We start from the raw sequence: 22,292 nt of genomic DNA on the forward strand, positions 1-22,292 counted from the left end.
CAGAAATCCTACTGATCTGCGTCAATTTTTTAGTCACAGCTCACGGATAAATATGTTTTTCGAGGCAAAATGTCTCATTGATTTTTAGGACATAAGAAATATTATGGGCATACATCAATTTGAGGTATGGGAAGTCTTAGTCATTAAAAAGTAGCAGTAACCTAACAGTTTCCCAAATTTGCAATAACAATACAAATTTATTGAAATAGAAATGATTTAGCATTATAATGAAGAAAATAGATGGAAGCGAGGTGCTGAATATGGCTAGTACAATTCAGGTCAGAGTAGACGATGAGTTAAAGAGTAAATCAGATGCACTATTTAAGGATTTAGGAACAGATACAACAACCGCAATCAGAATGTTTTTAACCCAGGCAGTTGCGACAAATGGATTTCCTTTTGAAATAAAAAGGCAGACAGAATCAAATTCATATGCACCTATGACGGAGGCAGAAATGCTTGCAAAATTGGAAAAGTCTAGAGAACAGGGGATGTTCAGAGATGCAGATCTTGTGGTTTCTGATATGAGGATGAAGTATGGATTATAAGATTGTTTTGATGAGGGATGCAGAGGAGGATCTTGATAGATTCATCACATATCTTTTGTTTGAAAAGAAAAGTGAGCAGGCTGCAAGAAATTTATTAAATGATTTCGAAGCAACAAAAACAAGTCTGTCAAATGTTGCTGGAAGTCTGAAACTTTGTGATAATCCCAAATTAAGAGCGTTAGGATATCGAAGAATTAATTTTTTATCGCATCGATATTTTATGCTTTATCGTATTGAAAACGATACTGTTTATGTGGATAATATTTTTCATGAATTGCAAGATTATGAAAATAAAATGAATTAAATACCGGAATATAAAATCCTGCCCACTGGGGCTGTCTCTTATTTTTTACATGATTTAGGGGTTAGCTTAGATGGGGAGGATTTTTTCTATAAGAAAAACATTCACTCAAAGAGCCTCTTTTATTGGTTCATTTTAAAAGTTTTCGATATTCAGATGGTGAACAGCCTTTTTGTTTATGAAACAGTCGGCTAAAATACAGTGGGTTATCATAACCGACAATGCGTGCAATTTCATTTACGGCGTAATTTGTGGTTTCCAATAACATCTGGGAATTAGTGATTCGGATGGAGGTGATGAACTGCATAGGTGTTGTACCGGTAAAATTTTTGAAATTCCGAATAAACCAACTGACACTCATTCCTCTGGAAATAGCATATTCTTCGATGTTGATATCACGGTTATAGTTTTCGTTAAAATAGGACGCTGCAGTGTCCATTTCATGATCGAGGTATTCGTTTTTTAGTACATGTTTACGAGTAAGCTCCCGGTGAAAAATGATCAGTAAATGGCGTAGCAGTAGTGTCAGCATTTCTTCGTAATCATCCTGACATCTTTGCAATTCTAAAATAATGCGTTTAAAAATACGTTCGTATTCCAGAGATGTTCCAACATGGAAGATACGCTGGCCATTCGGGAAACCATAATTTCTTAAAATGTTCTTTACATCACTTCCGGTAAAATGCACCCAGTAAACTTCTGTTTTATCAATGCCATAGTATTCATATTTCTGGAATTCCTTGGGGCGGTAAAGTACTATGTTTCCTGCTGTAACGACAGTATCGTCATCTGCGTTGTCAAAATGAAAATGAGCTCGTCCGGCTGCTATATATATGATTTGAAAGTCAAGTCTTCCTCTGGGACGATAAGTTGGAAGCTTTGGGTGTGAGGATAGGCGATAGGTGCCACAGCTTCCTACAATAAGTGGTCGGCTTTTGTCTTTGAAGTCGATAAGGGAGTGGTTGTGATAACCGGAATTTATATACATTTTGAGTCCTCCTTTGGAAAGTGAAATGTCTGACTGTTAGCAGTCAATGGTGAACCGGAGTTATAAAGTGAATGCCACCTCAAAATCCACGGTTTTTCGGTGAGAGCTACGCGCATATAGTTTTAACCCTTCCTAAATATCTGACTACAAGTAGTCAATATTTGAGAAGAACTAAAACAGTATTTACTTTAGTGTATCATTTTGTGCATATTTTGTCCATTTCTGTTTATGGACATTTTCTTTGCAAAAATGTATGATGGTTTCAAGGTAATACAAGGACGGAAGATAATGAGACACAGAAGGTATTTTATTGATTGCCTAATGCGGTGAATAAAAAAATATATATTAAAGGAGGATTACACAATGCTCGTACCACGCTTTTATGAAGATTTGAATGTTATGCACGACAAGACAATGCCGGCGAGAACATATTACATTCCGGCATCAGTTCGTATGAATGATTTAGTGGAGCATCGGGAAAGATCGGATCGTTTTCAGCTGTTAAACGGAGAGTGGAAGTTTCAGTATTATAACAGCATTTATGACGTAACGGAATCATTTTATGAGAAAGGCTATGATGTTTCCGGGTTTGATCAGGTAACTGTTCCGGGTGTATGGCAGATGGATGGTTATGATACGCATCAGTACACGAATATTCGTTATCCGTTTCCATTCGATCCACCATATGTGCCGCAGGATATTCCATGTGGAGCATATGTTCATAACTTTGAATATCACAGAGAAGAAAAGGCATCAAAAGCATTTCTGAATTTTGAAGGTGTCGATAGCTGTTTTTATGTATGGGTAAATGGTGCTTATGCCGGATACAGTCAGGTGCCTCACGCTACCAGTGAATTTGATGTAACAGACTTGTTGAATGAAGGGGAAAATACATTAGCGGTTCTGGTGCTCAAATGGTGTGATGGATCGTATTTGGAGGATCAGGATAAGTTTCGGATGAGTGGCATTTTCAGAGATGTTTATTTGCTGAAAAGACCGGAAAAGACAATCAGAGATTATTACATTACGACAGATGTAGAAAAAGACAGCGTTGTTGTGAAATTGGATATGCATTTTGCAGAACCAGTAGAAACGAAAGTTACTATAGAAGATAAATATGGAGCAGTCGTAGCAAGAGGGGAAACAGCAGAGAATGGTGTATTAGAACTGACCGTGTTAAATCCGGTTTTATGGAATGCGGAGAATCCTTATTTGTATCAGGTTATTTTGACAATGCCGGATGAAGTGATCGTTGATCGGATTGGTTTCCGGACGATTGAAATTAAGGACAAGGTTATTTATTTTAACGGAGAAAAGATTAAATTCCGTGGAGTCAACCGCCATGATTCTGATCCGGAGACAGGATTTGTGATCGATGTCCAGCAGATCAAAAAGGATTTAATGTTGATGAAGCAGCATAACTTTAACGCTATTCGTTCCAGTCATTATCCAAATGCACCATATTTTTATCAGATGTGCGATGAATATGGATTTATGGTGATTGACGAGGCGGATATTGAGGCACATGGACCATTTATGCTGTATCGGAAGGAGGATACAGACCAGAACCGTTTTCGCCGTTGGAATGAAAAGATTGCAGATGATCCGGCATGGGAAAAGGCAATTGTGGACCGTGTCCAGCTTATGGTACAGAGAGACAAAAACCGTCCAAGCATTGTAATGTGGTCTATGGGAAATGAAAGTGCGTATGGATGTAATTTTGAAAAGGCGCTTGCATGGACAAAGAAGTTTGATCCGGACAGGATCACGCAGTACGAAAGTGCAAGATACCGTAATTATGATATTACCTATGATTATGACAATTTGGATCTTTACAGCCGGATGTATCCGTCACTGCAAGAGATAGAGGATTATCTGAAAAATGACGGAAGCAAACCGTTTCTGCTGGTAGAATACTGCCATAGTATGGGAAATGGACCGGGAGATTTTGAAGATTATTTTCAGATGATTCATAAGGATGACCGGATGTGTGGCGGGTTTGTCTGGGAATGGTGTGATCATGCGATCGCACATGGAACGGCAGAAAATGGAAAGACCAGATATTATTATGGAGGGGATCATGGAGAAACCATTCATGATGGCAATTTCTGTATGGACGGGCTGGTCTATCCGGATCGTACACCGCATACGGGACTGCTGGAATATAAAAATGTCTATCGTCCGGTGAGAATCGTGTCTTATGACCAAGAAAACGGACAGATGGTTCTTCACAATTATATGGATTTTGATGATTTGAAGGATTATGTGGATATTTTCTATGAAATGACACAGGATGGCTTGACTGTGGAAAAAGGAAAACTGGTAAATGTTGTTGCATTACCTCATAGTGATGCGGAAGTGGAGTTGAAGCTGCAGGTTCCAAATACCGGTAAGATTTATCTGAAGCTTATTTACCGGTTGAAAAAGGAAATGCCGTTGCTTGAACAGGGGTATGAATTAGGTTTTGATGAAATGAAGCTTGCAAATGAGGATGATAGAAACAGACAGGCTGTAAAGTGGCTGGAGCAGGAAAAAGTAATCGGAACCATTGCTGTTAAGGAAAACGATAAGCAGATCGTATTACAGGCAAAGGATTTTACTTATGTTTTAGATAAGCGTACCGGATTGTTTGAGAACATGCAGTTTGCTGGAAGAAGTTATATTAACCATCCAATGGAATTGAATATTTGGCGGGCTCCTACGGATAACGATATGTATATAAAACTGGAATGGAAAAAGGCACATTATGATGCTGCCTATACCAGAGCATACCGTATAGAGGTGCTTCAGAACAAGCACGGTGTGCTGATCATGGAGCATCTGGCAGTGGTAGCTGATACCGTACAAAAGATTTTGGATGTGGAAATGACATGGAAGATCAATGAAGACGGGAAAATAGAGGCGGTTATAGAGGCAGTAAAAGATAAAGAATTCCCGGATCTGCCAAGGTTTGGAATTCGAATGTTTTTGAATAAGAAAATGGATGAGATTGCTTATTTTGGAATGGGACCACAGGAAAGCTACCGGGATAAACACCAGGCTTCCTGTCATGGATTGTTCCGTTCGAAGGTGGCTCAGATGCATGAAGATTATATTCGTCCACAGGAGAATGGAAGCCATTATGACTGTGATTATGTAGAGCTTACAAATGGTCAATGTGGAATTGCAGCAGTTTCAAAGAATCCATTTTCGTTTAACGCTTCTGTTTATACACAGGAGGAGTTGGAACGGGTATCACACAATTATGAATTGAAAGAATCGGATAGCACCGTATTCTGTATGGATTATGCAATGAATGGAATTGGTTCAAATAGCTGCGGACCGGATGTCATGGATAAATATCGGTTTGATGAGGAAGCATTTCAGTTTCAGTTTGAATTAATTCCGTTTGTAAAAGGATAATACAAGACACTTGATAACCAAAGCAAATTTCCAGAGAAGATGGAGAGTTTGTCCGGACAGTCAAAATTTTCTCTGGAAAATTGACAACAAACAATTAGAAAAGACAAAAACGATAGACTACAGGGGTTTCCAAATAACAAATAGTGAAGGAGCGATTCTTATGGAGGAAAAGAAATACTTAAAATGGTACAACAAGATAGGATACGGATCTGGTGATATTGCGGGAAATGTAGTGTATGCATTCCTGACATCATTTGTGATGGTATATTTGACAGATACGATTGGATTGGCATCCGGTATAGTGGGAACACTGATTGCCGTTTCCAAATTACTCGATGGATTTACAGACATCTTTTTTGGATCAATGATTGATAAGACGCATAGTAAGATGGGAAAGGCAAGACCATGGATGCTGTATGGTTACATTGGTTGTGCGATCACATTGGTAGCCTGTTTTGCAGTTCCAACAAGTCTTGGCAGGACGGCACAGTATGCGTGGTTCTTTATTGCGTATACGCTGTTGAATGGTGTGTTTTATACGGCAAATAACATTGCTTATTCTGCTCTGACATCACTTGTTACCAAGAACAGTAAAGAGCGTGTGCAGATGGGTTCTTACCGTTTCATTTTTGCTTTTTCAACCAGTCTTCTGATTCAGGCAGTTACTGTTGGATTTGTTGCAAAATGTGGTGGAGATGCAGCCGCATGGCGTATGGTTGCAATTATTTATGCAGTGATCGGATTGGTTGTGAATACTATTTCCGCATTATCTGTCAAAGAACTTCCGGAAGAGGAATTAAATGAAGGAGACACAACAGGTGAAGAGGAAAAATATGGGCTGGTTCAGGCATTCAAGCTGCTGGTAAAGAATAAATTTTATCTGATGATCTGTGGTACTTATATTTTACAGCAGTTATATAGTGCAATGATCGGTGCCGGTATTTATTATATGACCTGGGTTTTGAAAAACAAAAATCTGTTTGGACAATTTGCCTGGGCGGTAAACATTCCTCTTATCATTGCATTAATTTTTACCCCAACGCTGGTTGGCAAATGGAAGGGTATGTATAAGCTGAACTTGAGAGGTTACATCCTTGCTGTGATTGGCAGAGCTCTTGTTGTTGTTGCCGGATATATGGGAAGTATTCCTTTGATGATGGCATTTACAGCATTAGCAGCATTAGGACAGGGACCTTGGCAGGGAGACATGAATGCAGTGATCGCATCTTGTTCCGAGTATACATACCTGACACAGGGAAAGCGTGTGGATGGTACGATGTATTCCTGTACTTCACTTGGCGTTAAGATTGGCGGAGGTATTGGAACAGCAGTTGTAGGATGGCTCTTAGAACTTAGCGGATATGTAGGAACTCATGCTGTGCAGCCACAGTCTGCACTGAATATGATGCAGTTTATGTATCTCTGGCTGCCGCTGATCTTTGATGTGCTTATTATGTTTATTCTTTCCAGAATGAATGTAGAAGAGACAAATGCAAAGATCAAAAAAGAAAAAGGAATTACAGTAGAAGCTGCTCAGCAGTAATGAGCAGAAATTGGTAACAGGAAAGCATTGTCTTAATTGAATAAACAATTACAGGCAATGCTTTTTGTTCCGTAAAGAAAAGGAGGAATGGTTATGGGTAGCATTTTAGTATTAGGTGGAGCTGGATATATAGGTTCCCACACAGTTTATGAATTGATCGAAGCAGGAAATGATGTAGTAGTTGTAGATAATCTTGAGACGGGATTTCGTGCAGCGGTTCATCCGGAGGCTAAGTTCTATGAGGGGGACATCCGAAATCGCACTTTTATAGATTCCGTGTTTGATAAAGAAAATATAGATGGAGTTATCCACTTTGCGGCAAATTCGCAGGTGGGTGAAAGCATGATAAAGCCGCTGAAATATTATAATAACAATCTGTGTGGTACGGAGATACTGCTTGAGAGTATGGTTGCATATGGCGTGGACAAGATTGTATTTTCTTCTACGGCAGCAACTTATGGAGAACCGGAACGCATTCCGATTATGGAGACAGACCGTACTCTTCCGACAAATTGTTACGGCGAAACAAAGCTGTCTATGGAAAAAATGTTCAAATGGACAGCATCTGCACATGATCTTAGATATGTTTCTTTGAGATATTTTAATGCCTGTGGTGCTCATCCAAATGGAAAGATAGGAGAAGCACATAATCCGGAAACGCATCTTATTCCTTTGATTCTGCAGGTGCCGAACGGAAAGAGAGAGTATATTTCCATCTTTGGAAACGATTATGATACGAAAGATGGTACTTGTGTCAGAGATTATATTCATGTAAATGATCTGGCGCAGGCACACATTCTTGCTATGAAATATCTTCGTGATGGAAATGACAGCAATATATTCAATCTTGGTAATGGAGTGGGATTTACTGTAAAAGAGGTTGTAGAAACTGCAAGAAAAGTAACTGGTCATCCGATTCCGGCAAAAGAAGAACCTCGTCGGTCAGGAGATCCATCTATGCTGATCGCTTCCAGTGCGAAAGCAAAGGAAGTGTTGGGATGGAATCCACAATATGCAGATTTGGAAACAATTATAGATACAGCATGGAACTGGCATAAAAATCATCCCAATGGATACCAGAATGTGTAAAGGGGGGAAGTACCATGATAAATGAGTGTATCAATGAACTTGTTGCGTATGGATTAAAGAGGGGCTTAGTTGATCCTGCAGATGAAGTATATGTAACGAACCGTTTATTGGAACTGTTCCGTTTAACGGAACACGATGGAGTGGTAGAACAGGTTCAGCCGAGAAAACTGTCACAGATTTTAAATGATATGTTGGAATACGCATACCAACAGGGGATGCTGGAAGAACAGACAGTCACAGAAAAAGATCTGTTTGATACAAAGATTATGGGAGAATTAACGCCTCCACCATCGGTAGTCCGCAGGCAGTTTTTTGAAAAGTATAATATTTCACCAAAAACTGCCACAGATTTTTATTATCAATTTAGCCAGGCAACAAATTACATTAGAACCGACCGGATCGCAAAAGACGAAAAATGGGCGGCAGATACAGAATTTGGAGAAATAGACATAACCATCAATCTTTCAAAACCGGAAAAAGATCCTCGTGATATTGCAAAGGCGGGAAAGGCAAAAAAGTCAGGTTATCCAAGCTGTCTGCTGTGTAAAGAAAATGAGGGGTATGCGGGACATCTTTCTCACCCGGCAAGGCAGAATCATCGGATTATACCAATCACTTTATGTGGAGAAAAATACAATCTGCAGTATTCACCGTATGTATATTATAACGAACACTGCATTATCTTTAATGATAAGCATATTCCAATGAAAATTGATAAAGCGGTTTTTGCCAAATTGTTGGATTTTGTGCGGCAGTTTCCACATTATACGGCAGGATCGAATGCAGATCTCCCGATAGTAGGTGGTTCTATACTGAGCCATGATCATTTTCAAGGAGGCGGATATGAATTTGCAATGGCAAAGGCTCCTTATGAGATGGAATTTTCATTAAAACAATTTCTGGACATTCATGCAGGAATTGTAAAATGGCCTATGTCTGTGATTCGCCTGCAGGGAGAAAATACCGAATCAATAGTGAAGGCAGTAGATCATATCTTGATGCTTTGGCGCAGATATACCGATGAGAAAGCGTTTATTTTCAGCGAAACCAATGGAGTACCACATAACACGATCACACCGATTGCGAGAAAAAAGGGCAACCTATTTGAGTTAGATCTGGTACTGCGAAACAATATTACGACAGAGGAGTTCCCAATGGGTGTATATCATCCGCATCCGGAATACCATCATATCAAAAAAGAAAATATTGGCTTGATTGAGGTGATGGGCTTAGCGGTTCTTCCTGCCAGACTGCAAAAAGAAATGGCAGAGCTGGAACGCAGAATATTGAATAAGGAGAATCTGTGGGAAAGCGATTTGACAAAATTACATGCAGAGTGGGCAGAGAAATGGATGCCAAACTATGAAATCACAGACGACAATATTCATGCAATCGTGCAAAAGGAAATAGGAATTGTTTTTGCAAAAGTTTTGGAATGTGCAGGTGTTTATAAGAGAACACCGGAAGGAAAGGCAGCTTTTCAGCGATTTTTGGACTGCATATAAAAAAAGGACCATTTCACATTTGTGAAGTGGTCTGCTTTTTCAGTATTCAGTTTTCACAAATAGTCCTTTTAGCCGGATTATGCATGATATACATGCTCAAAGTATCCTTCATAGAAGGCTAAAAGGTTGTTCATATAATTTTTGAATCTGCTCATTTTGTATTCCTCCTTTCCTTGTTTGCAAGTTCATTATAGGACAGGCTGGATAAGAATGCTTGCCAAATTAAAAGAAAATGTAGACAAATGTTGCAGAGGAAATCAACAATTAAGTAATAAAGGGGAGATATATCAATGCATTTGACGTTTAAGGAAACAAAGGAAGAGGTATATGCGGCGCAAAGAGTGTCAAAACATGTATCTCCACATTTACATAATGCATTGGAGATTGTGTGTGTAACGGAAGGAACACTTGAGATGGGAGTGGGGCAGGAATTATATCATATGGAAAAGGGTGATATCGGATTTGTCTTTTCTGATATTATTCATCATTATCAAGTGTTTTCAGAAAAAACGAGCCGGGCGGATTATATCTTGGTTCCGTCTTCTTTTGCAGGAGTATTTAAAGATAAAATACAAGGATATGCTCCTAAATATCCGGTTATTCGTGCGGGGCAGATTGAACCAGATGTTTATCATGCAATTCAGGCGATTATCCAAATGGAAGAAAACGAACCTATGATTGTTCAAGCTTATGTTCAAATTGTGCTGGCAAGATGTATAGGAAAAATGGAATTGGTGGAAAAAAGTTGCGTGGGGAGTGATGATTTGATATACAGAACAGTATCTTATGTGTCGGGAAATTTTAGGAAAAAATTTTCTCTAGAGGAGATGGCGCATGATCTTGGAGTAAGTAAGTATGTCTTGTCACGAGTATTTTCTAAAACATTTCATCGTAATTTCAATCAGTATCTTAATGATGCCAGATTGAGCTATGCATGTACAAGATTGGTAAATACCAGTGATACGATCCTGAATATCTGTCTGGACAGCGGTTTTGACAGTCAGAGAACATTTAACAGAGTGTTTAAAGAACGCTATAAAACCGCACCAAGTGAATATCGGAAAAACAAAAGATGAAATGCGATATCTTCCGGAAGAATACCGAGAAAGGTTGATCGGTTATCTTAGGTGCCTGCGGGATGATATGAAAAAATAATAAAAATGTAACCTTTTGTTTCAAATTGCTGTCATAATATATAGCGCGCAAAAAAAAACTTATTGCGGTAGGAAGGAAGCAGGAAAATGAAGGAACAAAAGAAAAAACGGCACATAGAAGGGATGGATGCGTTAAGGGGTTTTGCTATATTGGGAGTTGTCCTTTACCATGTAATGCCGGGGCGGTTTCCGGGCGGCTTTCTCGGAGTCAATATGTTTTTAGTACTGTCCGGATATCTGATCTATAAAACATCCGTATGGGACCTGGAACATGGGAAATATGCAGCAGGCAGATTTTATAAAAAGCGTTGTATAAGGATTTATCCTCCTCTGCTCATTATGATCATTGCAGTGTGGGGCATTCTGGCGGTCAGTATGCCGGAGGTGGCAAAGGGCAAGGACGGTGAGGTTTTAAGCGTTGTTGGGGGATATAACAATTTCTGGCAGATCCGGCAGAATGCATCTTATTTTGCAAGGATGAGCCAGCAGTCACCATACACACATCTGTGGGCGATTGCCATAGAAATGCAGTTTTATCTTATGTGGCCGCTGTTGTTTTGGCTTCTTCGGAAACTGAAGAAGCATACATCCATGACGGTTGCCAGAACAGCTGTGCTTGTTCTGGTGATTCTTGGTGGACTTCGTATGAGCATTATCTATCGTCCGACAGAGGATGTATCAAGGCTTTATTATGGGACAGATACAAGAATATATGCCCTGTTTTTGGGAATGTTTATTGCAATGATTCAGAAGGATGTGATATCCTTTGTACAAAGAAGGCTGCCGTTATGGTTTATAAACAGCCTGACAGCAGCAGGGCTCGTGGTGATGACGGGAGCCTATTTCATAGCGGAAGGGCAGATGCCGTATATATACCAAGGGGGAATGTTTGCAGATGGAATACTTTGTGCACTGATTCTTTTGCTGATTTCGGCGGGAAGTACGGGGGAATGGCTAGACAAAAGTCCCTTTGCCTTAGTAGGAAGAATAAGTTATGAGCTTTATCTGTGGATGTATCCGATCATTTTTCTGTTTGGGTATTATAAGAAAAACTTTGGTCCGGAATCCTGGTGTGTACAGATGATACTGATGGTTTTTGCGGCATCTGCGATGCATGGACTGATGGTATTTTTTCAATATAAGAAAAAACAGGACCCGAAGGGGGATGGTGTTGTCATAGGTTATACCAGCACCGGATTCTCTGTAGCCTGTATTGTATTGGCTGTCTGTGTGATCACTGCACATCAGCTTCCGGGGGACGCTGTGAAGGATACTGCCGTAAAAGCACAGGCAATGTCACAGCAACAACACAGGAGGATTGCTGACGAGGGAAAAGCTTCAAAAGAGAAAGCACCGGCTGCCGGGGAAACAGAAAAGATAAAAAAGGCTCCCTTAGAGAAAACGGATCAAGATGACAATGCCGGCATCCGTGGGCAGAGTATTACCGCAATTGGTGATTCCGTTTTGCTTGGTGCTTCCGGGGAAGTAAAGAAAAAGCTGCCGGACTGTCTGATTGATGCCAAGGTATCCAGACAGGTTATTCAGGCGAAGGATATTGTTAAAGACCTGAAATCAAAAGGGAAATTAGGAGATACGGTCGTGCTTGCGCTGGGAACGAACGGAACCTTTTCGGATGCTACCGGCAAAGAGTTGATCCGTGCGATTGGAAAGGATCGGCAGATTTATTGGGTCACAGCCTCGGGGAGCATTTGCAGTGGCAGGAAGAGTCTAATCACCAGATCCGATCCATGGCAGAGCAATACCAAAATGTGCAGATTATTGACTGGGCATCTCTTGCAGAAGGACACCCGAAGTGGTTTGTATCCGATGGAGTACATCTGACCTCTTCCGGATGCAAAGCCTATGCAAAACTATATTATGATGCAATCGACAACAACAGCCGGAAATGCATTACAAAGAATCAGGAGGAGTAGACCTGCAGTGGCAAAAGGAGGAAAAAATGGCAGAATCATCATACAATTCAAAGGGGGAACAAATGGCATGGGATGACCGGGAGATTATTGCGCAATTTCTGTGCCGTGATGAGGCTGCCATTAAAAATGCTGCGGACAAGTATGAAAGATATTGCAGTTCCATCGCCTATCGTATTTTAGGAAATGGAGAGGATGTCAGGGAGTGCCTAAATGATACCTGGCTGAAGCTGTGGGAGTCCATTCCGCCGACAGTACCTGAGATTTTGTCGGCATATGTGGGCAAAATAACCAGAAATCTGGCAATCAACCGATATGATCATCTGCATGCCGGAAAACGCTGTGGGGACAGTGTGGATCAGTCGTTGGAGGAATTAAAGGAGTGTGCATCGTTGGCGCATGATAATGTGAGAGAGGAAATGGACCGGAGGGATCTTGAGGAAGCAATCAACCGGTATCTGGACGGACTGCCGTCAAAAAAACGACAGATCTTTGTCCGAAGGTATTTTTATCTGGATGAGATATACCAGATTGCAGAGCATTTTCATATGACGGAGTCCGCAGTCAAGGTGGGATTGCACCGTATGCGGAAGTCCTTAAAGATACATTTGCTAAAGGAAGGATATCATATTTAGAAACAAGCCTGTGAAAAAATCAGGACTGCATTAAGAAATGAGGTAATAGTTATGTCAAAGAAAAAGATATTGTGTTATGTTTTATTGACTGCAATGTTAGTCAGTATGTTTGCGACAGGAGAGGTGTCTGTGGCGGCAGAACAACAGAAGCCGGCATATTCCAATCTTGCAGATGCAAGGTCACGAAAAGAAGTAAGGAGTGCCCTTTTGTCAGCGGGAATCTCTGCCAAAACAGCGGATGCGTGGCTGAAGGATGTTGTAAGCTACAATAAAACCATCAAAAATACCAGTCTGGTAAAAAAAGGCTTCAAAAAGATGGGAAAAAAGCCACCGGTATATAATGAAAACCGGATCAGTAGCTCTGGCTGAAGAAAAATAAACTGTTTATCGGTTATAACTGCAGGATTACTGCCTATGATCTGATGAAGGACTATATTAAGGTCGGCAATACCGGAAAAGCGAATCCGTCGCAGCTGTTTATGGATCAGGATGCGTTAAAGAATGCACCGACTAAGAAGTTTTCAGGAAAGCAGAGAAAAGCATTTGAGAGTATATTCTCTACGGTGCAGACGAAATATACGAAGAATGTGGCAACACATGCAGCAATTTGGGCAAAGGATTGGAAAAACAAAAAGATTTCTGTTTCCGGCAAGACAAAGGCAACTCTGATCAGCGTCGTTTTGCATTCCAGTTTCAGCAAAACGGAAAATGAACTGTTTGTGGGTCATACCGGCGTGCTGGTGCCGACAAAGAATCATAAATATCTGTTTATTGAAAAGCTGTCATTCCAACTTCCTTATCAGGTAACCCGTTTTGAAAGCAAAGAACAGCTGAATGATTATCTGATGGGAATGTATGACACGGAATGGGGGCAGGATACGGCAAAGCCATTTATTATGGAAAATACAAAGCTGATGAAGGAATATCATGCAGTGTCTGACCGATAGAACGGATAGTAACGAATTTTCAAATGCATGTAATGGAGGAATCAGATGAGCCGAAGGATCAAAAATACAATCAGCAGCAAGGAACTGCTGCAGGCAATGGGAGGAATACGGGACTGCTATGTGAAGGAGGCAGATTATGCTGCTTGTGCTGTCACGAAGAAACAACCTCACAGATGGTATGTTGCTGCCGGCATGGCAGCCATGCTAGCATTGAGTATTCTGCTTCCAAATCTTAATAAAGCAACGGCTTATGCCATGCAGAGTCTGCCGGTGATAGGAGAATACTTTAAGCTGGTTACATTCCGGGAATACCGGTTTGATGATGGAAGGCATAGTGCAGACGTAAAATGGAATAAAATCTATGCAGATAAGGCGGGGATGGATGACTCCGAGAAAACCGGAAAACAGGCGCACAAATCAGTCAAAGAGATCAATGCGCAGATGGAGCAAAAGACCGAGAAGCTGCTCAAAGAATTTAAGAAGCAGGTCGGGGCGTTGGGCTACTCCTCTCTGACCGTGGATAGCAAGGTGGTCACGAACTCTTCGAAATATTATTGTGTTATGCTGTCTGCGTTCTCCTCCCAGGCAGATGGATACCAGGCGGATGCCTTCTATACGATAGAAAAGAGTACCGGAAACCTGCTGGAATTATCGAATCTGTTCCCGGAGAATGCGGATTATGTAGATGTACTTACGGCACAGATCAAGAAACAGATGCGCCAAAATATGAAAAAGGATGAAAATAATGTGTATTTTCTGGATACAGATACACCGGCAGCATTGTTTGACAAGATTGATGAAAACCAACAGTTTTATATCAATGGAAAAGATGAAATAGTGATCTGCTTTGCAGAGGGGGATGTAGCACCGGCTTCCATGGGAACACTTCATTTTGTTATCCCACAAAAAGTGGTGAAAGAACTTCAAAAAAATGAATGATGATCCTGTAGGGGAGGATAGGAGTTGTGATAAAAATCTGTAGGAGGGTATAGCCTGTTTTTATCCGTCATAAGTTGTATAGAACGATAATGAAAGGTAATTGAGAAAAAATTCTTAGTTACCTTTTTATTTTGTTTATAGGAGCAGACTAAGGATAAGAATATAATCCGTAATGTGAAAATGATGTTTAACGCTAAACCGTGACAAAATCAATATTTATATCGGAACAAATACAAATAGTCTACCATTTTTCAAAATCCACTTTTATAATTTAGATGTGTCCACAGGAAATAATCCTTTCAGACATGGACAACTGAATACGATGATTTCACTGGACGTAAGGAACAGTTACGCATTGCGCCGTGCCGCAGATGCGCCAGGATCGGTAGGGCAGACACAAAGGAGATATACTCATTTGCAAGTAGATGATGTGAGGGATGAGATGCTAAACATAGCACAAATGGAAAATAATATGATTATGCAGGAATCGCTGAAAACAATGGAGTTAGAAAACAATGAAGAGGAAGAGTTATTTAATTTTTAACTTCATAATGACAAGGTGCAAAAACCTTGATTTTACACCTTGTCATTATGAAAGAAAATAGTAATTTACAGGGTGTAATAAGAAAATAATGAAAAATTATATATCGTTTCAATATTATTGATGTGGTAAGAGATTTCAGGTGTTGAACGGTGTTAAAAGGATATGAGAAATTATGATTAGAGTTTTATTCATCTGCCACGGCAGAATCCGTACTTTTGTCTGAAGTGGCTTAAAATCAAGGCTTTTGGAAAATGAGAATGGTATTTGTGCACCCATTGTACCCCTATTTTGCGCGAGTGTACCGCGACAACCTAAAAGCAAAACTTTCGGGTTGGAATTTGTTAACCGGACTGTCCTCGATAAAAATGAATATGATTTGTGGTGAAAGAAGTTCCTGCGGGGAGGAGAGAAATGCTGGAAGGATGCTTTGGAGCAGATGGACCGATTTTGAAAAACTCTGTATCAATTTTCTTTACAGATAAACTTTGTTCATAGATTTATGGTATAATCAGTTTAAGCGCTTGAATAAAGGAGATGGTTATACCATGAATCTGTTTTGCGAAGAGGTCCATAAACTGGAGGCGGAATTTAAACAATGCCGGAAGCTGCTGAACGCTATCGGGGATGAGAACCGCCAGCACCTTATATGCGTCATGATGAATATACCGATTGATGGCGGCCTTGTATTGGAGATTGTCGAGCAGACGCATCATCAGGGCTGCCATTCCTTGATATGAAAAAGATCACAAGGGAGTCACTTAAGAAAGACGAAAAACCTTCAATACGGTGACAGAACACAAAACCACGGGCAATACAAAAACCCATATACAAAGATTTGAACTAATCAGGCCAGGACAGTTTTATTTTGATGCCTGCTACAACCCGTCCAAGACCGCATTCCTGAAAAATGCTGAGAAGAAGGGCTGCAAAATCCTGAATGGTCTTGGTATGTCCAGTTCCAGAGGCTGCTCAGATCGAATTATGGACCGGACAGAAGGCTCCACTGGATGTGATGCGAAAAGAATTAAAGGAGATTATCCGGGAAGAAAATGAGAAGGCGCAGACGGAATGATTCTGTAATTCCGTCACTTCATGGGAGATAAATGTTATAGTGAATTTATAGTGAATAGAGAAACGCGATAGCGTAGTAAGCAATAATTTCAGATGATCCAGGTTTGATCAGAGAGGAGAAGAATATGAACAACTATTGTATGATTCAGAACTCCAAAACGTTTGCATTTTCAGCAGAGAATCCAACCGGTGTACGCGCAGGTGGTTCCCAGGGCGGTGACTGCACCAAGCTTCGTCCGACCGTGACGATTCCTGCAGGGGAAACCGTAACTCTGGTAGATGCTGCAGGACCGGGTGTGATCCAGCATATGTGGTTTACCGGATATGTCGGGCACCATTTTATCATCCGTATGTATTGGGATGATCAGGAATATCCGTCTGTGGAAGCTCCGCTCTCTGCATTCTTCGGATGTGCCTATGATGAAAATTTCGTGGACCGGGATGGCAAATATCCGGTGTTGAATTCTGCCATGATGCTGGTAGCTCCTGGTCGCGGCTATAACAGCTATTTTGAGATGCCGTTCCATAAGAGAGCTCGGATCACGATGGAAAACCGTGGTGACAAGGATGAAAATCTCTATTATATTATCACCGGAGCTTATCAGGAGATTCCGGCGGAGGCTGGTTATTTCCATGCCACCTATCGCCAAGAGCACCCGGTTCAGAAGGGTCGTACCTACACAATCGTTGACGGAATCGAAGGCAGGGGACAATTTGTTGGTGTGACTCTGGCAACTGGTATGAATGGCAACAATACCTGTTGGGTAGAAGGCGAAGCCCGCATGTATCTGGACGATGATCCGTATCCGTCTATCCACTATACCGGAACTGAAGACTACTTCGGCGGTTCCTATGGATTTGGAAATGACATCATCATCAAGAGCTATCAGACCTTCAGCGGCTTATATACCGGCATGTATGCAATCTATGGAGACAACCGGGAATTCTATAACGGACAGCAGAGATTCCTGCTGTATCATTTCCATATTGCAGACCCGATCCGTTTTGAGAATAAGTTTCGTATGACACTTGACAACATGGGCTGGACCGGACCGCGTTACGATGATTACACCAGTGTTGCTTATTGGTATCAGACCCTGCCGTCCGCACCGCTGATGCCACTGCCGACAGATGCAGAGATGTGTATGAGATAATAGAACCAGATTGGAGATGTCAGATAGATTGGTTTTAACCTTGCGACACGTCGCATCGGTTATATCGGACTGACATCAGAGATTTGCCGGAAAGGATAGAGGTATTATGTTACTGGAAGAGAAGTTTTTGGAATTTCGTCGTTATGCCAGCAGCCACAATCTGCCGCTGGAAGCTATCAGTGTCGGAGATGAGAACAAGGTACTCTGTGAGATGCACTACGCAGCAAATGCACCGAGAAATATTTATTCACATACCAAGAGTTTTACGGTAACAGCAGTTGGACTCGCAATAGAAGAGGGAAAACTAAGCCTGGAAGATCATGTGGCGGAAGTGTTTAAAGATAAACTTCCTTCAAATCCGGATCCAAATCTGGAGAAGATTCAGTTGAAACATCTGCTCTGCATGTCCAGTGGCTTTGGTAAGGCACTTCTGATGAATGCGGACAGACGTCCGGGCATCGGCGCACCGGATTATGAGAAATATATGATGGCACAGCCGGTTCCTGTGGAGCCAGGCAGTGCATTCTGCTATTCCTCTGCCGACAGTATTCTGGCTGCTCATATGGTAGAACGGGCCGTTGGCAAGCGGATGGGAGAGTATCTGTATGAGAAGGTATTCCAGCCCCTTGATATGGGATGGCCGCTCTGGGAGCATGATCCACAGGGACATCCGAATGGCGGCGGAGGTATGTATCTGACTTGTACCGAGATGATGAAACTGGGACAGCTTTATCTGGCTGAGGGTAACTGGAAGGGCGAGCAGATTGTCAGCAGGGACTGGGTGCAGGAGGTGTCCACCCCGAAATTTACTTTCGAGCCATCTGCAGATCTCTGGCATGTAGGATATGGCTATCAGTTCTGGATCAGTCCATATCCAGGATCCTATCGTGCTGATGGCGCATTCGGACAGATTACAACGATTCTCCCAGAGAAGGGATTGGTTGTTTCCATCCAATGTCCGGAGCGAGGTAATTTCGATCAGGTGAAACGTGCGCTGCATGAACATTTTCTGATGGAATTGTAAGAATAGACTTGCAACAATATGCTATAATTTGCCCAGAAACCGTACTTTTGGCTGAAAAGGCTTAAAATCAAGGCTTTTAGGGAATGTGGATGGGATTTGTACCCCCATTGTACTCCTATTTTGTAAAACAGTAGGATCATCAACCGGACTTCCCTCGATAAAAAAGAATATGATTTGTGGCGAAAGAAGTTCCTTCGGGGACTTCTTTTCACTTACATAAAAATGTCGGTTTGAATGTCGGTTAAGTGTCGGTTTGTTTATGATATTTGACTGCAATACATATTATGTGGTTGTACTTTTAATAATAATCGTATACTACAACACTAACATTGAGAAGGTGCCAAATGGCAAACAAACGATTAGATTATGATATGATTTACGAGCTTGTCATGCAGTGCTGCAAAAGCAGTCTGTCTGACAGACAGTGGTGTCTGGATAACGACATTGTCCCAAGTACCTTTTATTACTGGGTGCGCAAGCTCCGGCAGCGTGCCTGTTATGATCTTCCGGAAACGGAATGTTCCGGCAGAAATGTGTCTTCCGCAGAAAAACAGGATGTTGTATGTGTAAACATCCAGCCTGATCCAGTTCGGGAAACCGCCGGAATTCCGGCGGTCAGCATACCCGGAGCTGCAAACATTTTTCTTCAGTATGGCGGTGTCAGCATCGCATTGTCAAATGACTTTGAAGAGCAGACGTGGGATAACGAGAGGGGGTATCTGATGGATACCTGTTTGACGGCACAGGATAGATATAAGAGGTATTTGGAATATTTTAGGATTAAATATTAGAAATAAAGTTTACGAGGAAAAGTGGTTTTGAAATGGCAATATGCAAGCTCTATTATAAATTTAAAAAAATAGACTGATATAAATATAATATTCTGCAATATGTATACAGTGGTTATTTGATGAGAAGCTATCCTGTAAAGAAATGACCACAGTAGAGTAAGTGCCACTGTGGTCTCGCTTACTACTTCCTGCCGGGATTAAGCTGGAATTCTCTACCGGCGGGTCACATGACCGTTGTGTATAACAGCACTGCGGCCGGAGATCCCACCGAGAGAGGAAATGGCGCGCTGGCGGGAATATTCGCAAAACAGAGAATTTCAGAACAAACAAGGAGATAAAAAACTATGTTAAAAATACTTTTCATCTGCCACGGCAATGTTTAATGCAGGCTATGAAAGCCTTGATTTTGTTGGATTTCTTGGAAATTAATCAAAAATTTACACCTTATTTATACCTTTGGAAGACCGGATTGGTAATCAAGACATATAGAAACTACAAGGGATATGTTTTGAAGATTAGGAATTGATGAACGATCGCACAATCTCAAGAAACAAATAGATGGTGCTGATTTTTTACAAAAAGAGGTCTTGACAGTAACATCTTAAGCCGTACTGTTAATAACAGAACCCACCACGCCTCTGATATTTCATGCGTAACCCGGTGGGACTTTCTTATTTATGGGGGTGTTTTATGTATCAATATCCAAAACAAATATTAACAATAGATCAGCAAGTGCAATCTTATATAGATGCGGGAATGGAGATTACATCTCGTGAAGATATAGAGAAGGCGTTAAAGTTAATTGGATTTTATCGTTTGAGAGGCTACTCGTTTCATTTATATGATAATGCTGCAAAAAAGTATGTTCCGGGAACAAAGTTTGAAGATATTATAAAATTGTATTAATTTGACCAGAAATTATCAGCTTTGGTTTTTTCAATGATTTCTAAGATTGAGGTTGCATTGAGAGCGCGATTGGTGGAAGCATTGCTTATACACGGAGAACTACTTGTTTTGCAAGATCCATCGATTTTTAAAGAGAAAAAACGGTATTGGCAGAATGCGGCTACTGTAGCATCAGAAAATGCTTACTTCATGGATACAGGGTGTTTCAGTATTGCGTAATTTGTGTGCTCATAATTCTAGAATTTATAATCGTACAATTCATACGACACCGGAAATTCTGGATGTAGATAAAATTACGCCGCCACCAGCGCATAATGGCTTGTATCAAATCTTACTGGCGATGAAGTACCTGCGTTCATCCGATGAGGAGTGGACAGTATTTGTAAATGCTTTCGCTAAGCTAATTCAAAATAATAATGGTGTGGTCAGTCTCGCAGCAATGAATCTTCCTGCGAATTGGAAAGAACATTTAAGTGTATAAATGCAGTGGAATTGCATAAAATAATAAAGCAGACCTAACCAAGCACTTTTTGCTCAAATCGGTTAGGCTTTCGGCGGAGTGTTACGATAAGCACTTCGCCATTTTTATTTTGATTAAAAACAGCCACCTTTATATATATAATCGCACAATTTGAACGAAAACAGCCGCATGTTCATGTGCAAAAATGAAAGTAAAACTTATTAGACGATATATAGCATCCGTTTTAATAAAGCTATTCGACTAGGAAACAGTTGTCATACCGGCTAAAAATGGTATAATAAACAGGTGAAATAGATGGCGTTTTTGCCGATAGTGTGATATACTAGTCAGTAGATTAGTAAGTTTGGATTTAATTTATAATGGGATGGGGGATGGCAGATGAAATACATTTTAGTTGCTGATATAGCAAAAAAATGGAATATGTCAGAACGCAGTGTTAGAAATTACTGTGCAAAGGGGCGTGTGAACGGTGCGTTTCTCATTGGTAAGACATGGAACATTCCAGAAAATGCAGAGAAACCGGAGCGCACCAATAAAAGAAAAGAAGAACCGATTACGTTGTTGGATATTCTGAAAGAGCAGAAGGCAAGTAAATACTCCGGCGGGATTTATCATAAGACACAGATTGACTTGACCTATAACTCTAACCATATGGAAGGAAGCCGTCTGACGCACGATCAGACCAGATATATCTTTGAAACCAATACCATCGGTGTAGAAAAAGAAGTGCTGAACGTGGATGACGTGATTGAAACAGCAAATCACTTCCGTTGCATTGATGTGATTATTGATCACGCAAAAGCAGCTCTGACGGAGAAGTTCATTAAAGAAATTCACTTGGTTTTGAAGAATGGCACCAGTGATTCCAGAAAAGATTGGTTTGCTGTTGGCGATTATAAGAAACTTCCGAATGAAGTCGGCGGCATGGATACCGCCTTTCCGGAAGAAGTTGCCGATAAAATGAAGGCATTGCTATCGGAATACAACTCCAAAGAAGAAAAGACCTTTGCGGATATTCTTGACTTCCATGTGAAGTTTGAGCGGATCCATCCATTCCAGGACGGCAACGGTCGTATGGGCAGATTAATTATGTTTAAGGAATGTCTGAAATATAATATCGTTCCGTTTATCATTGAGGATAATCTGAAGATGTTCTACTACCGTGGACTGAAAGAGTGGAACAATGAGAAAGGTTATTTGACAGATACCTGTTTGACCGCACAGGATAAGTATAAGGCATATTTGGATTATTTTAGAATTGCATATTAAATGTGATTCAAAGTGAAAAATTTGCGATTTGAGAAAAATAATAATATACATTTTAAAGACGGGAGTAAAT

Annotated in this window: 20 protein-coding genes and 3 pseudogenes; 21 read left to right on the top strand and 2 right to left on the bottom strand. The window is 40.8% G+C overall.

Going from position 1 to position 22,292, the window contains the following annotated elements; all coding sequences use genetic code 11:
- Positions 1–260 precede the first annotated feature (260 nt).
- Together DXA20_RS13345 and DXA20_RS13350 are read left to right on the top strand one after the other, a co-directional pair.
- Entirely contained in the window at positions 261–548 is a 288-nt protein-coding gene (locus DXA20_RS13345) for a type II toxin-antitoxin system RelB/DinJ family antitoxin (protein WP_118561504.1), read from the top strand.
- Complete coding sequence (locus tag DXA20_RS13350; protein WP_118561456.1) at positions 538–852, top strand: type II toxin-antitoxin system RelE/ParE family toxin; 315 nt, start codon at positions 538–540, stop codon at positions 850–852. The genes DXA20_RS13345 and DXA20_RS13350 overlap by 11 nt, the downstream gene beginning before the upstream one ends.
- Before the next feature lie 127 nt (positions 853–979).
- Here DXA20_RS13350 and DXA20_RS13355 read toward each other — a convergent pair whose 3' ends face one another.
- Positions 980–1,837, bottom strand: a complete 858-nt coding sequence (locus DXA20_RS13355; RefSeq protein WP_118561458.1) for a helix-turn-helix transcriptional regulator — start codon at positions 1,835–1,837, stop codon at positions 980–982.
- A gap of 363 nt (positions 1,838–2,200) precedes the next feature.
- Here DXA20_RS13355 and DXA20_RS13360 point away from each other — a divergent pair, with 363 nt between their 5' ends.
- From DXA20_RS13360 to DXA20_RS17210, 11 genes are all read left to right on the top strand, one after another.
- A complete protein-coding gene (locus DXA20_RS13360; RefSeq protein WP_118561460.1) occupies positions 2,201–5,239 on the top strand; it encodes a glycoside hydrolase family 2 TIM barrel-domain containing protein in 3,039 nt (1,012 codons plus the stop codon).
- 160 nt (positions 5,240–5,399) lie between these two features.
- Positions 5,400–6,782, top strand: coding sequence for an MFS transporter (locus DXA20_RS13365; RefSeq protein WP_118561462.1), 1,383 nt, complete (start codon positions 5,400–5,402; stop codon positions 6,780–6,782).
- A gap of 87 nt (positions 6,783–6,869) precedes the next feature.
- The gene (gene galE, locus DXA20_RS13370; protein ID WP_118561464.1) at positions 6,870–7,871 is read left to right on the top strand and encodes a UDP-glucose 4-epimerase GalE; all 1,002 of its coding nucleotides are present in this window, start codon (positions 6,870–6,872) and stop codon (positions 7,869–7,871) included.
- Positions 7,872–7,885: 14 nt separating this feature from the next.
- Positions 7,886–9,376, top strand: a complete 1,491-nt coding sequence (gene galT / locus DXA20_RS13375; protein WP_118561466.1) for a UDP-glucose--hexose-1-phosphate uridylyltransferase — start codon at positions 7,886–7,888, stop codon at positions 9,374–9,376.
- Positions 9,377–9,666: 290 nt separating this feature from the next.
- Positions 9,667–10,452 (top strand): helix-turn-helix domain-containing protein, encoded by a 786-nt coding sequence (locus DXA20_RS13380; protein WP_118561468.1) that lies wholly within the window; start codon positions 9,667–9,669, stop codon positions 10,450–10,452.
- A 165-nt stretch (positions 10,453–10,617) separates the two neighbouring features.
- Positions 10,618–12,372, top strand: a complete 1,755-nt coding sequence (locus DXA20_RS13385) for an acyltransferase family protein (protein ID WP_118561470.1) — start codon at positions 10,618–10,620, stop codon at positions 12,370–12,372.
- A 118-nt stretch (positions 12,373–12,490) separates the two neighbouring features.
- Entirely contained in the window at positions 12,491–13,096 is a 606-nt protein-coding gene (locus DXA20_RS13390; RefSeq protein ID WP_199877087.1) for an RNA polymerase sigma factor, read from the top strand.
- A 51-nt stretch (positions 13,097–13,147) separates the two neighbouring features.
- The gene (locus DXA20_RS17200) at positions 13,148–13,465 is read left to right on the top strand and encodes a DUF4300 family protein (RefSeq protein ID WP_118561472.1); all 318 of its coding nucleotides are present in this window, start codon (positions 13,148–13,150) and stop codon (positions 13,463–13,465) included.
- 53 nt (positions 13,466–13,518) lie between these two features.
- Positions 13,519–14,043 (top strand): DUF4300 family protein, encoded by a 525-nt coding sequence (locus DXA20_RS17205; RefSeq protein WP_279222379.1) that lies wholly within the window; start codon positions 13,519–13,521, stop codon positions 14,041–14,043.
- Between the two features lie 45 nt (positions 14,044–14,088).
- Complete coding sequence (locus DXA20_RS13405) at positions 14,089–14,982, top strand: RsiV family protein (RefSeq protein ID WP_118561476.1); 894 nt, start codon at positions 14,089–14,091, stop codon at positions 14,980–14,982.
- 415 nt (positions 14,983–15,397) lie between these two features.
- The gene (locus DXA20_RS17210) at positions 15,398–15,526 is read left to right on the top strand and encodes a hypothetical protein (protein WP_279222380.1); all 129 of its coding nucleotides are present in this window, start codon (positions 15,398–15,400) and stop codon (positions 15,524–15,526) included.
- A 497-nt stretch (positions 15,527–16,023) separates the two neighbouring features.
- Here DXA20_RS17210 and DXA20_RS16465 read toward each other — a convergent pair whose 3' ends face one another.
- Positions 16,024–16,251 (bottom strand): hypothetical protein, encoded by a 228-nt coding sequence (locus DXA20_RS16465; protein WP_199877088.1) that lies wholly within the window; start codon positions 16,249–16,251, stop codon positions 16,024–16,026.
- Between the two features lie 212 nt (positions 16,252–16,463).
- On the opposite strand from DXA20_RS16465, the gene DXA20_RS16905 reads away from it, so the two are divergent.
- The 8 genes and pseudogenes from DXA20_RS16905 to DXA20_RS13445 all read left to right on the top strand — a co-directional run bounded on the left by DXA20_RS16905 (position 16,464) and on the right by DXA20_RS13445 (position 22,222).
- Positions 16,464–16,598 carry a hypothetical protein gene (locus DXA20_RS16905; RefSeq protein ID WP_243100676.1) on the top strand — a complete coding sequence of 45 codons (135 nt, stop codon included), beginning with the start codon at positions 16,464–16,466 and terminating at the stop codon, positions 16,596–16,598.
- Between the two features lie 124 nt (positions 16,599–16,722).
- Positions 16,723–17,751, top strand: coding sequence for a glycoside hydrolase family 172 protein (locus tag DXA20_RS13425; protein WP_226947204.1), 1,029 nt, complete (start codon positions 16,723–16,725; stop codon positions 17,749–17,751).
- A gap of 106 nt (positions 17,752–17,857) precedes the next feature.
- Positions 17,858–18,775: a serine hydrolase domain-containing protein gene (locus DXA20_RS13430; protein ID WP_118561482.1), complete on the top strand. Its 918-nt coding sequence runs from the start codon at positions 17,858–17,860 to the stop codon at positions 18,773–18,775.
- 389 nt (positions 18,776–19,164) lie between these two features.
- Positions 19,165–19,257, top strand: a pseudogene (gene tnpA, locus DXA20_RS18720) (IS66 family insertion sequence element accessory protein TnpA); the annotation flags it as partial.
- A gap of 216 nt (positions 19,258–19,473) precedes the next feature.
- Positions 19,474–19,566, top strand: a pseudogene (locus tag DXA20_RS18490) (Fic family protein); the annotation flags it as partial.
- 756 nt (positions 19,567–20,322) lie between these two features.
- Positions 20,323–20,691: pseudogene (locus tag DXA20_RS16915) on the top strand (Abi family protein).
- Positions 20,651–20,953 carry a hypothetical protein gene (locus DXA20_RS16920; RefSeq protein ID WP_243100679.1) on the top strand — a complete coding sequence of 101 codons (303 nt, stop codon included), beginning with the start codon at positions 20,651–20,653 and terminating at the stop codon, positions 20,951–20,953. The pseudogene DXA20_RS16915 and the gene DXA20_RS16920 overlap by 41 nt, the downstream one beginning before the upstream one ends.
- Positions 20,954–21,331: 378 nt before the next feature.
- Positions 21,332–22,222: a Fic family protein gene (locus DXA20_RS13445; protein ID WP_118561484.1), complete on the top strand. Its 891-nt coding sequence runs from the start codon at positions 21,332–21,334 to the stop codon at positions 22,220–22,222.
- Positions 22,223–22,292 lie beyond the last annotated feature (70 nt).

The organism is Roseburia sp. AM59-24XD, from assembly GCF_003478445.1.
Classification (GTDB): domain Bacteria; phylum Bacillota; class Clostridia; order Lachnospirales; family Lachnospiraceae; genus Jutongia.